At 66.5% G+C, this 14,859-nt stretch carries 5 protein-coding genes; all 5 read left to right on the top strand.

Annotated elements, in window-relative coordinates; genetic code table 11:
- Positions 1-81 precede the first annotated feature (81 nt).
- The 5 genes from L6Q21_RS00345 (at position 82) to L6Q21_RS00325 (ending at position 14,857) form a co-directional block, all read left to right on the top strand.
- On the top strand, positions 82-12,372 hold the full coding sequence (locus tag L6Q21_RS00345; RefSeq protein WP_418895786.1) for a filamentous haemagglutinin family protein: 12,291 nt from the start codon (positions 82-84) through the stop codon (positions 12,370-12,372).
- 100 nt (positions 12,373-12,472) lie between these two features.
- On the top strand, positions 12,473-13,219 hold the full coding sequence (locus L6Q21_RS00340) for a SapC family protein (RefSeq protein WP_237828384.1): 747 nt from the start codon (positions 12,473-12,475) through the stop codon (positions 13,217-13,219).
- Positions 13,209-13,829 carry an OmpH family outer membrane protein gene (locus L6Q21_RS00335; protein WP_237828381.1) on the top strand — a complete coding sequence of 207 codons (621 nt, stop codon included), beginning with the start codon at positions 13,209-13,211 and terminating at the stop codon, positions 13,827-13,829. The genes L6Q21_RS00340 and L6Q21_RS00335 overlap by 11 nt, the downstream gene beginning before the upstream one ends.
- A gap of 4 nt (positions 13,830-13,833) precedes the next feature.
- Positions 13,834-14,052, top strand: coding sequence for a hypothetical protein (locus L6Q21_RS00330; RefSeq protein ID WP_237828376.1), 219 nt, complete (start codon positions 13,834-13,836; stop codon positions 14,050-14,052).
- Positions 14,053-14,176: 124 nt separating this feature from the next.
- Positions 14,177-14,857: a hypothetical protein gene (locus tag L6Q21_RS00325; RefSeq protein ID WP_237828374.1), complete on the top strand. Its 681-nt coding sequence runs from the start codon at positions 14,177-14,179 to the stop codon at positions 14,855-14,857.
- Positions 14,858-14,859 lie beyond the last annotated feature (2 nt).

The raw sequence follows: 14,859 nt of genomic DNA, 5'->3' as shown, positions 1-14,859 counted from the left end.
AGCTCTATCGCGTGAAGCTGGAGAACAAGCTGCAGGAGTTCAGCGACCAGGTCGCCGCCCTCGGCTTCTATCCGGCGCGAGATGCGGCGCCGCCGCCCGCCGCGAGNCACGGAATATGATGTCTCGGCCGACCGCCGCTACGCCGGTATCCCCATACCGCAGACGGAAAGCCTGAAGGACACCATCCTCGCCGCCCCCGCCCCCCGCCGCAAGTATGGCCTGAGCCGTGCCGCCCTTGCCGCTTCGGCCAGCTTCCTTTCGGTGTTCGTGCTGGCCGCCATGCCGGCCGTCGCGCAGACGGCCGGCACGCTTCCAGGCACCCAGGTTCTGCAAGGCGGCCGCTGGTCGGGCGCGAAGCTGCCGACTGTCGCCCAGACCAACAACGGCCTGGTGATGACCATCGAGCAGGAGCAGAAGCGAGCGCTGCTGGACTGGTCGCGCTTCGACGTGGCCAAGGGCGAGGAAGTGCATTTCAAGCAGGGGGGAGCGGACTGGATCGCCCTCAACCGCATCTTCGATTCCAAGCCCAGCGAGATCGCGGGGAAGATCACCGCCAAGGGGCAGGTGTGGCTGACGAACAGCAACGGCATCGTCTTCAAGGATGGGGCGCAGGTCAACGTCCACACCATCCTCGCCTCCACCCTGACGATCCGCGAAGAGCAGCTCTACGATGGCCTGATGGCCGGCTCCGGCGGCGAGCGCGGCGTGATCCGCTCCAGCCCGCACAGCCGCCTCTATGCGGGCGGCGGCGGCTCGGCCTTCTATAACGTCGGCGCGGTCGCGAAGCCGGTCGAAGGGCTGGACCCGAACACGCTGATGGACGTGCTGCCGGTGCAATGGCGCGGCGAGGACATTTCCCAGCTCGACATATTGGCGCTGGCCATCATCCGCATGGCGATGATGCAGGAAACCGGCTTCAAGGACGGCAACGGCAACACGATCAACGATTCGCTGCAAGGCTACCGCCTGGATTCGGCGCAGGGTGGCGGACAATATCTGTTCACCAAATTTGGCAACGACAACCGCGAGAACTGGCTGCAGAACGGCTATGGCTGGGGGCATAACGGGCTGGAGGCGGTGCTGGATCAAGTGACCGCCGGCATCAAGCTCGGCGACTATATGGATTTGCCCAAGCCGGGCGACGCCAATTATGCCGCCTTCGTCAACGGCCTGACCGCGAACAACATCCTGAATTTCGGCAGCTCCAACGCCCCGCGCGACGCGCTGCCCGCGGAACTGCTTTCGGCGATCAAGGCGAAGCTGAAGGCGGACTATATCGACCAATATTCCACCATCATGGCCGCCCAGCGCCAGAAGTGGGACAATTACATCACCAACGTCGGGATCACCGTGCAGAAGGGCGCGACGCTGACCGCGGCCAGCGACGACAGCGCCAGCCCCGGCAAGATCATGCTGTTCGGCCCCAAGGTGACGAACCACGGCAAGCTGGTCGCGCACGACGGCCAGGTGCTGATGGCGGCCGGCGAGCAGATCAGGCTGGCCACCGATCCGGGCTGGGGCAACATGCCCAACGCCGTGCGCGGCGGCCTTGCCGTCACCGTCGGCGCCGCCGGCACGGACGATGGTTATGCAAACCTGGCCGGCGTCAGCTACAACTGGCAGAATTCGCTTTACTGGGACCAGCGCTACATCGCCCGCGCCGACGAGATCAACATGCTGGTCACCAACACCGGTGAGATCCTAGCCGATCGCGGCAGCGTTTCGCTGAGCGGCGCCAATGTCGACCAGCTCGGCAGCATCCTGGTGACCAATGGCGTGCGGCAGCGCAACGGCGCCATCGTGCTGCAGGCCACCCACGGCTTCAACGTGAGCGCCTACTCCCTTGGCGCCAACTATGCGGCCGGCAAGGTGCGTCTGGGCGAAGGCAGCCTGACGCAGATCACGCCCGACCTCTCTGACCTGACGGGTCTTGCGGCGGACACCTTCACCAAGGGCAAGATCCTGATCGCCGGCAAGGATATCGTGCTGGAACGCAATTCCAGCGTGGTGTCCCGCAGCGGCGAAGTGGTGATCCATGCCAGCAAATCCGGGGCCGGCGCGAAGGGCGCCGCCACTCCGGGCGGCGAAGGCGAGCAGAGCAACGACAGCAAAGGCGAAGACGGCAGCTTCACCATGCGCGAGGGCGCGCGGATCGACGTCTCCGGCCTGAAGGATGTCGAGCGGAGCGTGTCCGAGAACAGCTTCGAAGTGGAAGTGCGCTCGAACGAACTTTCCGCATCACCCAAGCAGCGCGACGGGCTGCTGCAAGGCAAGAAGGTGTTCGTGGACGCCCGCGAAGGGGCGACCATCGTCGACTGGACGGGCGCGCTCGCCGGCGAGCAGCGCACGGCGCAGCAGATGTCCACCGAAGGCGGCACGGTGCAGATCCGCGCCACCAACTATGCCATCGTCGAGAATGGCGCGGTGATCGACGTGTCCGGCGGCAGCACCAAATGGACCGCCGGCGAGATCAAGACCACGCGCCTGCAGGACGCGCAGGGCCGCTTCCACAACATCGCCGACGCCGACCCCAACCGGCAATATGTCGGCATGTACGACGCCAGCCGCACGGTGGAAGGCTATATGGAGGGCGCGAACGCCGGCTCCGTGCAGCTGCTCGCCCCCAGTTCGCGGCTGTTCGGCAAGCTGAAGGGCGATGTGATCGTCGGCGAGCAGCAGTTGCTGGCCGCCGCGGGGCAGGTGAAGGCGCCCAAGGTGCCGGTGGGGGCGATCGCCGCCGCCGATGTGAAGACGGTGAAGATGCCGACGCCGGGCGAGGCCGACCTGCACCGCGGCGGGCCGGAATATGCCCCCTGGTCGTCCACCCACGCTTTCGTCATGAATGATCGCAATGCCTTCACGGGCACGCTCTGGTCGCAGTCGGAAGGCGGCAATTCGCCGTTCGATGTCAGCGAGACCATGCTGCTGGACCCGTCGCTGATCGGGCAGGACTGGGCCGAATATGAAGGCGACCAGCCGCGCTTCATCCAGTTCGTCACCGCCGATTTCTTCAGCGGCATGGGCGACGTCAGCCTGGTTTATGGCTCAGGCCATCAGACGCGCGCGATCCTGCCCGGCGCGAAGATCGGCCTGCTGCCGGGCGGAAGCTTCAGCTTCCAGGCCGAAAAGGGCGTGACGACCATCGGCGACGATGTCTCGGTGGTCGCGCCTTCGGGCAGCATCAATATGGCCGGCGAGTTCGGCCGGAACATCCTGCTGTCGGTGGCGGCGCCCTGGGTGAACGATGTCGATGCGTCGGCCGACACGGTTCGCGGCTGGTTCGACGGCGGTTCCATCCTGCTGGCGGGAACGCTGACGGCGCCGATCACGCTCGATGCCGGCGGCGGCGGCTGGTACCGGCGCCTGAGCGCAGCCGAAGTTACCCAGGGCCCCGGCATCACCAGCCGGGTCCGGGAAGGCAATTTCGAGCTGATCGGCGGCAAGGGCGGTGACGTGAGCCTCAGTCTCAGCCACAGCATCGGCGAGATTCTGGACTATGCCGACATCAATGTCGCCGGCCTCGATGGCGGCGGCCGGCTTAGCCTGCTCGCTTCCGGCGCGCTGGTGATCGGCCCGAACGGCGGGCTGATCCCGGGCGATGCGCCGGACGACGCCGAATATCTGGACGACAGCCTGTTGCAGGACATGGGGGTAGGCAGCCTCGATCTGCAGGCCGGGTCTTTCCACTTCATCGACGGCGCCAATGTGCAGTTCCGCGCCCGCAACCTGCTGCTGAACGGCCGCGCCATAGACGTGAAGACGGGCAGCAACCTGCGCGACTTCAGCACCTTGACCCTGTTGCCGGATCAGCAGCGCTCCGGCGCGACGCTGAACCTGATCGGCGATACGATCAAGGTGGACAAGAATGCGCTGCTGGAAGTGGATGCGCTTGGCACGCTGACCCTGAACGGCAGCGACATCACCATCGACGGCACGGTGCGCGCCCATGGCGGCAAGATCGGCCTTGGCGGTGGCGGCAGTGCCAGTATCAATATCAACACCGGCGCGCTGGTCGACGCCAGCGGCATCGCGCAGACGGTGAAGGTGCCGGGTGGCGCCGACGGCCGCGGCTTCTGGTACAATGGCCGGATTCTGGATGGCGGCAGCATCGACATCAACGCCGGCTATCTGCTGCTGGATGCGGGCGCCGTTCTGGACGTTTCCGGCACCACGGGCCTGCTCGCGGTGTTGAAGCCGGGTCGCTACGCTTCGGTCAAGGTGAACGACAGCATCGGCTCCAATGGCGGCTCGATCAGCATCGATGCGAAGGGCGGCTATATCCTGGGCACGCTGCGCGGCAATGGCGGCACGGATTATAACCGCGCCGGGAGCGTTTCGTTCACAGGCGGTATGAACGGCAAGCTGCTGCTGCCCGACACGTCCCGCCCGGACGGGGTCGAAAGACTGTTGAACAATCTTTCCGGCAGCATCTGGTGGAATGACGAGGATTGGGATGGCGTCTGGGACCGTCCGACAAGTATTAGCGAAGCTCTTCAGTATAACGAATGGCAAGCTGGCCAGATGGGCATCACGGTGGACGATATCGAGGATATCGCCATCACCGACGCCGAGCAGTTCAAGGATTTCATGCGCCAGGCTCTGCTGCCGTTTATGACTGGCCCCGGTCAGGATGTGAATGGCGGGCTGATGCTCGACGCGGCGATGACAGGGGTGCCTCAAGGCGAGGGTGGCGGTGGCGCGTTCGCGCAGAACTTCGCCGCGCCGGCGGGCTATGTGATTCAAGATCAAACCAAGTTCAACAATTCCATGCGCTTCGTCATGGCAGCGCTGATGTCTTATAATCTCGACAATCTGAACCAGCTTCGGCCCGGCTCGAACACCACTTTCGGCAAGCCGTTTCTGGACAGCGTGAAAGCGTTCGACACTGTCAGCATCGGCGGGAAAATCCAGGCCGCGCAAGCGCTGGAAATCTCCAGCAAGCGTGTGCTGAACATCAGCGGCACGATCGACGCCACGGTCGATATGAAATTCTCGTCGCGCGACATCTATCTGTCCGGGCAGCAGAATAGCATCGTGGCGCCAGCGACCGCCGGCACCCTCACCATTTCCGGGGAGACGGTGCAGTTCCAGAACCGCTTCAGCGTCGGCGGCTTCAGGAAGGTGGTGGTCGAGGCGCAGGGCGACATGCGCAGCGCCGGACTGGCGGCGCAGGCGAACATCCCGGCCGAAAGCATCCCCGGACTCTACGCGAGCGGAGACGTGGTGCTGCGCGCCGCGCAGATCTATCCGACGACCGACAGCATCCTGCGCTTCGAATCCGGCAGCAGCGTGCGTGTGGAGCAGACGGGCCGGCGCGATGCGCCGCTGTCCGCCGGCGGTGAACTGCAGATCGTGGCGCCGCTGATCCAGCAGGCCGGAACGCTGCGCGCGCCCTTCGGCGAAATCCGCCTGGAGGCTGTCGGCACGACGGACGGCGAGGGCGTCTATACCCCCGGGCGGGTGGAACTGCTGGCGGGCAGCGTCACCTCGACGGGTGCCGACGGCAATGTGATCCTCTACGGCTACACCTTCGACGGCCAGAGCTGGTATGCTCCGCTCGGCGTGCCGGGCGCGCCGGAACTGACGACGCCGCCGGAAAAGCGCGTGTCGCTGACCGGCGACGTGATCGACGTGAAGAGCGGCGCCATCATCGACGTCTCCGGCAGCGGCGACGTGCTGGGGCTGGAATTCGTCCCCGGCCCGCTGGGGCAGACCAATGTGCTGAACGGCGAGGGCATGTATGCGATCGTGCCCGCCTATGGGGACAAGGTGATCGCCCCCATCGACCCGCGCTACGGCACAGTCGGAATCGGCGAGGCGGTATGGCTGGGGGCGTTCGACGGCAATGCCGCCGGCTGGTACACGCTGCTGCCGGCCGAATATGCGCTGACTCCGGGCGGTTATCTCATCTCCTTGGCGAATGAAGGCGTGCCCGGCTCGCTGGAAGCCCGCAAGATGGGCGACGACAGCTTCGCCGTGCTGGGCCATCGCGGCATCACCGGCACCAGCATCGCCGACCAGGTCTCCTCCACCTTCCGGCTGGAGCGCGGCACCGACGTGCGCAAGCGTTCGGAATTCTTCGAGACCTATGGCAACAACTTCTTCTCCAGCGAGCGCTTCCTGACCGGCCTCAAGCGTTCGGGCGGGGTTTACAACGACGATCCGCGCCTGCCGATCGACGGCGGTTTCCTGACGCTCGCCGCCAACCAGAGCCTGAACCTCGATGGCGAAATCCGCGCCGCCGGCCTCGCCAGCATCAAGGATGCGCGCGGCGGGGTGGTGGACATCACCTCGGACAATATCGTCATCGCCGCGCCGGGCACGGATGTGAGCGACCTCGACGGTTATCTGGTGCTGGACCCCAACAAGATCTCGAACATCGCCGAAAGCCTGCTGATCGGCGGGATTCGCCGCCAGGGGGCGGGAGGCCTCGAAATCGTCGTCGGCCAGACGACGCGCACGTCGCAGACGGAAGTGCGCGATCCGGCCAAGAGCGTAGGCGCGGAAAATGTGGTGATCCGCACCAATTCGGCCAACCCGCTGACCGGCACCGAACTGCTGTTCGCCGCCAATGAAAGCGTGACGGTGGACGGCGGCGCGGTGGTGCGCGCGGTGGGCGACGGCACGGACGCCGCCAACCTCATCATCGCCCCCAGCCTGCCCGCCTACATCGTCAGCAACGCCGCCAACAACCGCCCGCCCGAAGACCGGGGCGCGTTCCTGCGTGTTTCCAACCTGGGCGACATCAGCGTGTCGCGCAGCCAGGCGCAGAACGACTATGGCGATGTGATGGTGAAGGCCGGCGCGACGCTGGAAGCGACGGATTCCATCATCCTCGACGCCACCCGCAACACTTCGGTGCAGGAAGGCGCGACCATCCGGGCGGGCGCGATCACCGCCGCTTCCGGTCTCGTCAGCTTCGGCGCGGCTCCGGCCGACACCGGCGGCTTCGTCGCTTCCGGCAGCACGCTGGCGGCCCTGGGCAATGCCAGCAGGCTGACGCTCAAGAGCTACTCCACCTTCGACTTCTATGGCGATGTGGCGCTGAACCTCTCCGGCGCGGTGACGTTCGACGGCGCGGCCTTCGCGGCGCGCACGGCGGGCGATGTCAGCATCGGCGGCGGAACGATCGAGCTGCGCAATTCCGACGCTGGCGCCATCGCCGCGGGTGGGGTCGGCGGCGGCAGCCTCGCCTTCTCCGCCGACAATGTGCTGGTCGGCGCGGGCGATCTCGACTTCGGCTATGGCGCGACGACGGTGGACGCGAGGCAGCGGCTGATCTTCGACGGCGCGGGCGACAACAGCTTCGCCGGCGCGCTGACGGTGCGCGCGACCGAAGTGACGGCCAGTAGCGGCGCCAGCCACGAAGTGAAGGCGGCGGGCGCCGTGAAGCTGCTGGCGCAGGCCACGCCAGGGCAGCTTCAGTCGCTCGCCTCGGCCGGGGCGTTGCTCGACTTCATCGGCAGCGAGGTGGAAATCTCCACTGCCGTGCGTGCCGGATCGGGCACGATCCGCGCCACCGCTGAAAGCGGCGACGTGCTGCTGGGCACGGGCGGCCTGCTGGATGTGTCGGGGTCGGACGTGTCCTTCTTCGAAGTGAACGGCTTCCTTCCGGCTGGCGGCGTGCAACTGACTTCGGTTGCCGGCGATGTGCGGCTGGCGCAAGGCTCGCTGGTCGATATCTCGGGCGGAAGCGCCGGGGGCGACGCCGGCGCGCTGGTGCTTTCGGCCGGTCGCGGGGTGGCCACGATGGGCGGCACCCTGCGGGCCAATGTGGCGTCCGGCCATGCCGGCGGCGCTTTCGGCCTGACGGTTTCCTCGCTGAGCGATTTCGGCGGCCTGAACGCCCTGCTGAACGGCTGGGGAATCTCGCGCAGCCGCGATTTCGCCATTCTGGACGGCGACGTGCTTCTGAACGGCACCACAAGGGTGGATGCGCTCAGGATCGTCACCGGCAACGGCGACATCACCGTGGCCTCCGATGCGGTTATCGGCAGCGACAGCGCCAAGGGCGGCTCGATCCTGCTCGCCTCCGGCGGAGACCTGACGGTGCAGGCGGGCGCAAGGCTCGACGTGAACGCCAAGGGCGCGAACCAGCGGGGCGGCTCGGTCGACCTGCAAGTGGCGACGGGCGGCACCATCAATGTCGGCGCGGCCAGCTTCGACGTTTCGGGCAGCGGCACGGGCGAAGGCGGCGAAGTGCGGCTGCGCGCGCCGCAACTGGGCAATGATGTGGGCGTTTCCGGCTGGGCGGCGAACGTCACCGGCGGCGATACGCGGCTGGAAGCGTTCCGCGTCTATGATCTGGGTGACGCCGATGGCGACGCCGCGAACGGCCATCTGGCCGAGATCGACACGGCGCTGCAAAATCAGGTGATGGGCGACGCGGCGGCCTTCATGGCCGCCAATTCGGCCGGCATACGCGCTCGCCTCGGCCAGACGGGCAAGGCGAATTTCCACATCGTGCCGGGCATCGAGCTTCGCTCGGACGGCAATCTGGATCTGGTGCACCACTGGAACCTGAAGGACGCGCGCTACGACGGTCAGCCGGGCGTGCTGACGCTGCGCGCCGGCGGCGACCTCCGCATCAACGCCAACCTGTCCGACGGTTTCGTCAGCGCGACGGCGACACCGGATCAGGTGATCCCGCCGAACGGGTGGAATAGCGAGCAGCCCATCACCGGCCTGCCGGAAAAGGACCTGACCAACGACCAGTCGTGGAGCTACAATCTGGTGGCCGGCGCGGACTTCGCGCAGACCAATGTGCTGTCGGTAAAAGCCGGAAGTGGCGGCGACATCGAAGTGGGCGGCCTGGTCCGCACCGGCACGGGGGATATCCGGCTGGCCGCCAGCGGCGACCTTGCTTATGAGAATGTGTCGCTGATCACCTATCAGTTCAGCAGCAACGCCGGCGACCCCGGCGGCAACGGCACGAAGATCACCGTGCCGGCCGGCACCGTCATCACCGATGGCACGGTGATGAAGCCGACCACCTGGACGACCAACAAGATCGGCGCGGACGGCCAGCCCGTGACCGTCACCTATTATCCGCGCCTGCCCGCCGGGACGGTGCTGCGCAAGGGCACTTCGGTTCCCGCCGGCACCGATCTCAACGGCACGGTGCTGGCAGCCGACACGGTGCTGACGGCGGATGTGACGCTGGCGACGGAAACATTGTTCCCCGGCCAGCTGGTCATTTCCGGCAAGACCCGCACGGGAAGCGAACTGGAAATCCGCGTGCCGCGCACCGATGCGGCCTCCGTGCCGGGGCTGGTGGCCAGCGACGGCGGAATCATCCCGGGGGTGGGCGACAGCCTGTCGAACGTCACCCGCCTCGCTTTCTCGGTTCCGGGTCTCGGCGAAGTCGAGATCAACAACCATCTCAACGGCAACAACACCGCGAGGCTGATCCTGGCGGACGGGCGCGTGTTCAATGACGCCGATACTTTCTACATGGACGAAACCTGGGAAGGCGTCCCGGTCTATCGCCTGATCGACCAGAGCTATGGCGCCATCTACACCATCGGCGTCGAAGCGGCGGAAATTGCCGACTTTGCCGACAGCAACCTCCGCAGCAGCCAGTCGGGCGGCACATGGAACCGGTTCATCAACCCGCTCTACGCCGAGAAGGGCGGCGATATCTCCGTCAATGTCGGCGGCGGAATCAGCGGCGCCGGCTCCATCCTGCACAATAACTACTGGTTGACCGCCCTGGGCAATGTGCCGACCAGCGCCGTTTACAGCACGAGCCGCGATCCGGATGCCCCCTTCAGCGAGGGTCAGCAGACTTCGCTTTCGCTGCTGCCGGACAATTTCCGGCATGGTCTGGGCACGCTGGGCGGCGGCGATATCGACATCGTCACCGGCGGCGATGTCGACAACCTTCAGGTGGTGCTGCCCTCCACCGTCCGCGTGTCCGGCGGCCGGGAGGCGGGCGAAGCCAAGACGCTGCACGTTACCGGCGGCGGGGATCTGACGATGCGCGTCGGCGGCGATCTGCTGGGCGGCGTGATCCAGGTCTCGCAAGGGAAGGGCGCCATCACCGTGGCCGGCAGCGCGCGGCAGACGGAGCAGGTCACGACCGTTCGCGCAATTGGCAGCAGCAGCTGGCCGGGCGAAGGCTTCGCCGCCTGGCAGAACGGCAATACGCAATATCTGACGCTTGTGCTGGACGATGCGGCGCTGAGCCTGCAGGCCGGCGGCGACATCCTGCTGCGCGGCATCACTTCGACGACGGGTGGCCTGGTGACGCCGCTGTGGCTCGGCTACACGGCCGACACCATGGTCAATGTCACGTCGCTCGGCGGGGACATCACCTACGTCGGTGGCGATCAATATGCCGGGAAGATACTGCCCAGCAAAACCGCGTTCATCGCCACCGCCGGCTCGATCAACGTCGGCCGTGCCGAGCAGGCCGTGACCGGCCTCATCGTGGACTCCTGGCCCGACACCCGGCTCGACCTGCTGGCGATGCAGGACATCCAGTTCTACGGCAGCGGCGGCACCTACAACAACGCCGACCTCATCATCGGCTGGTACGATCCCGAATGGGTCGGCCGGGTGACGAACCCGGGCGGCATCGGCAACCACTTCAGCATCATCGGAGACAGCGGCAGCTACAGCAACTTCCAGCAAGCCGGGCCGGGCTATGGAATCGGTGGCGGCAACGTCCACAGCGGTTCCGCCAGCTACAGCCGCATCTATGCGGCGAAGGGCGAGCTTCGCGGCCGGGGCACCCAATATGTCTGGCAGAACCCCGAAGCGGCCATCGCCAACGGCGGCAACTTCTACTTCGGCCATGAAACCCGGCTGAAGGCGGGCACCGATTTCCGCATGGGGCCGATCACCTTCATCCACCACGACGGGGCCGACCTGTCGTCGATCGAAGTGAACGGCTCCATCTACATGCCCAATGTCCGCTTCTACGGGCCTGGTCGCCTGTGGGTGCAGGCCGCGGATGAAATCTGGATGGGGAACACCGCCGGCGCCGGCATCCGCGCCATCGAAGCTCGCAGCAGCTTCGCCGATGCGGTGCCGCTGAACGGCGGCGGCATCACCACGCTGGCCGGGATCGACCAGACGCCGGAATATCAGAGCTTCTTCGACCATTATCTCGACCCGGAGAATCTGGCCGACGCGCCGAAATGGCTGCGGCAATATTTCGTGGAAGGCGAACGCGAAGGCCTCACCGTTTCCACGCCTGTGGTGCTGAAGGACGGCAAGACCGAAGCCACCATCTATGCGATCGAACTGGTGAACTACATGCGCTCGCTGCGCGGCCAGGATCTGATCGAAACCGAAGCGCCGGACGAAGTAAGCGGCAGCCGGCCCATCACCCGCGGCGCGCTGGCGGCGGTGATCGATCCGGCGGAATATGCCGAGGCGCTGACGGCCTTCAAGGCGCTCGACCCAGCGCTGCAAAGGCCGCTCGCGATCCGCATCCTGAACGCCGAACTGAAGACGGCGGGCCGGGAAGCGGTGGGCCGTTCCGCCGAGACGGATGGCCGTCAGGAGCGCTTCGGCGACCCGACACGCGGCTACGACGCCATCGGCCGCCTGTTCCCCGGCGCGCAGCGCAAGCCGGGTGAGGAACTCGCCGCAGGCGAACATCGCTGGACCGGCGACCTTGGCATGCGCCATAGCCAGATCCGCGCCGAAAACGGCGGGGACATCGATCTGGTGGTGCCGGGCGGCAATATCCAGCTCGCCAGCCTCGCGGTGGCGAACACCCAGCCGGCAACCGCCGGGATCGTCACCCAGCGCGGCGGCGGGGTGAACGCCATCACCTACGGCGACTATATCGTGAACCAGAGCCGGACAATGACGGCGGACGATGGCGACATCCTGATCTGGTCGTCCTACGGCAATATCGACGCCGGGCGCGGGCGCAAATCCTCGCTGAGCGTGCCGCCGGTGGTGTTCCCGGTGGACGGCTGGGGCCAGACCCGCGTGCAGCTTTCCGGCCTGCCCAACGGCGCCGGCATCGCGACGCTGGACCAGGTGGACGGCAAGCAGGGCGGCGACGTCGATCTCTATGCCTTCAACGGCATCGTCAACGCCGGCGACGCGGGCATCCGCGCCTCCCGCGACCTGTTCGTCGGCGCGATCGAGATCCGCGGCCTCGACAACATCACGGTGGGCGGGGAGACCAACATCGACCTTTCCACCGAGGAAGGCGCCGTCGGGCCGCTCAATCTGGAGAATTTCGCGCGGGCGGCCGAAGATGAAGCGATGAACCGCGCCTTCGACATGGCGGCCGAGGTGGAGAAACTGCGCACCGTGCGCCAGACGATCCTCACCGGCTCGGTCGTCAGCTTCGGTGTCGAGGAATGCGTCGAGACCGAAACCAACCGTTGCCCGCCGAGCCGCTGAGGCCCGGCCAGGCCCGCTCCACGACCGGCTGCCCCCGAACCCCATGGCAGCCGGTCGTGGAAATGAGGCTCTTTCCTTTCCAGTTCCAGACAGGTGCCAGATGCAGACCAGCGCTGAAGCGGCCAGGCCGCTTTTCTATTCCAGGCCTGAAGTGCTTTCGCCCGAACGGCATGCCAATCTGAAGCTTGGCGCCGGCAACCATGGCTTTGCCGCCGAAACCAACGCCGTTCCGCTTGCCATAGTCGAGTTCGCCTCGGCGATGCGCCACTATCCGATCGTCTTCGCCGCCAGCGACGGTTTCCCCGTCGCGCTGCTGGGGCTGGAGAGCGGCAACCGCTTCGTCGAAGCCGGCGCGTGGGCAGAGGGGGTGTATGTGCCCGCCTATGTGCGCCGCTACCCCTTCATCTTCGTCGACCGGGCGGACGACAGCTTCCTGCTGGCGATCGACCGCGCCGCCGAGCAACTGAGCGAGGCGGAAGGCAATCCGCTGTTCGTGAACGGCAAGCCTTCCGCCCAGGTGGAAGGCATGCTGGGTTTCTGCCGCGATTTCCATGGCGCGCATCTGCAGACCCGGGCTTTCGCCGAGGCGCTGGCCGCGCGCGAACTGCTGGTGGAGCAGCAGGCCGATGCCGAGCTTCCTTCCGGCCGGAAGATGCGCCTGTCGGGCTTCCGCGTGGTCGATCGGGTCCGCTTCGAGGCGCTGCCCGACGATGCGGTGCTGGAGTGGCACCACAAGGGCTGGCTTGCCCTTCTGCACTTTCATTTCGCGTCGCTGGAGCGCTTCGCCGACCTGATGGCGCGGGAAGACCGCAAGGCCGACGCGGGGGAAAATCCTGATGCGCTCTGATACTTTTCCGAAATCGCTGCGCCTGGTGCCGGCGATCCTTGTTGCGCTGGCGCTTCCGGCAGTGGTTTCGCCGGTGTTGGCGCAACAAGCCGCCCCTTTGGGGGGGCAGGCGGTTCCGGGAATATGCCTTCTTTCGCGCGAAGCGGTGTTCGCCAACGCTGCCGCCGGAAAGGCCGCGACCGCCCGGCTGCAGCAACTGGCGCAGGCGGCGCAGGCGGAAATAGACGGCCGGCGCGCGCCGCTTGAAACCGAAGCCAAGGCGCTCGAAGGGCAGCCTGACAGCCCGCAGGTCCGCCAGCGGCGGACGCAGGTCGCCGAACGCTGGCAGGCGCTGCAACGGGATGCGGCGCATGGCGGCCGCGAGATCGAGGCGACCCGCGCCGCGGCGATGCGCAAGCTGGCCGATGCGGCGCAGCCGCTGATCGCCGACGCCTATGGCCAGAAGAAATGCGGCCTGCTTCTGGACCGGGCGGCGGTGCTGGGCGGCAACATGGCCAACGACCTGACCACCGATGTGGTGCGGGCGCTGGATGCCCGCATGCCGACGATGGCATTCGAGCGCGAGCGCCTGCCGCAGCCCGCAGCCGGCCCGGCGCAAGGCGCGCGCTAGGCAGATGGCTGGCATCGCCTTCCAGGGGCTCCTGAAAGGCAGGCGGCAGTTCGGGCGTTGGGCCGAAAGCGTGTGGGCCAGCCACAGGCTCGTCTCGGCCGAGCGGGAACGCTGCCGGCTCGCGAAGCGCGCGCGGCAGGCGAGCCGTGGCGAACGATGCTTCTGGCAACTGCTCTGCCTGGCCACTGCCTTGCTGATCGCTCTCAATATGGCGGCGATTTAAGGCCGGCATCTTGCATGGACCGTCTTGCCCGCCCCGTTGATGCCGCCTAGCGTCGCACCATGGGGCAAGATGATCGGACAGGGGGATTCGCCCGCATCGCAGACAGGCATGCGGGAGGTTGTCGATGACGGATCGGGCTTTGGCTCGCCTGATGCACGGGAACTGGAAGCGGATCGAGGGGGAGGATGGCGCGCAGGTAACCCAGCGCTTCGCCGACACCCTGGGCCTTTCCTTCCTGCGCCGCTTCAAGCGGCAGGAATTCCAGCTGGAGGGCCTGTTCGCGATGCCGCTGGCCTGTTACCCCCGGCATCTGCTGTGCGAGCAGGAGGTGACGCTGTTCGGCAAGCCGGCGGCGGCCGCCTTCCTTTTCGGGGAAGATGGCGTGACGCTGCTGGATGGCACCTCCGCGCCGATCCACGACCTGAACGAGGAGCTTTCCCTTTCGCTCGACAGCGCGGAAGCCGCGCTGGATTATGCGCGTTTCTTCTGCAACGTCGTGCATGGGGAGGAAGGGCGGTTCCAGCTCGTCGAGGCGATCGAGGATCTGGCCCCCTATAATCTGGGGGAGACGCAATCCCTTGCCGCATCGCTGACGCCCTCTGGCATAGAGGCCGATGGCGGGCAGTGGCGGGTAAGGGGCACGGTGCGCTATGGCCGCAATCTGTTCAGCGCGGATTTCAACCTGCAGCATCAGGGCCTGATCGAAATGGTCGACGACCAGCCGCTGGAAACCGAACTGGTCTGCGGCCCGGATTCCTTCGAGCATTTCTGCCGTGGCCTGCCGATCTGCCCGGAGGTTGACTGACC

The organism is Sandaracinobacteroides sayramensis (genome assembly GCF_022014495.1).
Lineage (GTDB): Bacteria > Pseudomonadota > Alphaproteobacteria > Sphingomonadales > Sphingomonadaceae > Sandaracinobacteroides > Sandaracinobacteroides sayramense.
This window is presented reverse-complemented; position numbering and strand designations above follow the sequence as displayed.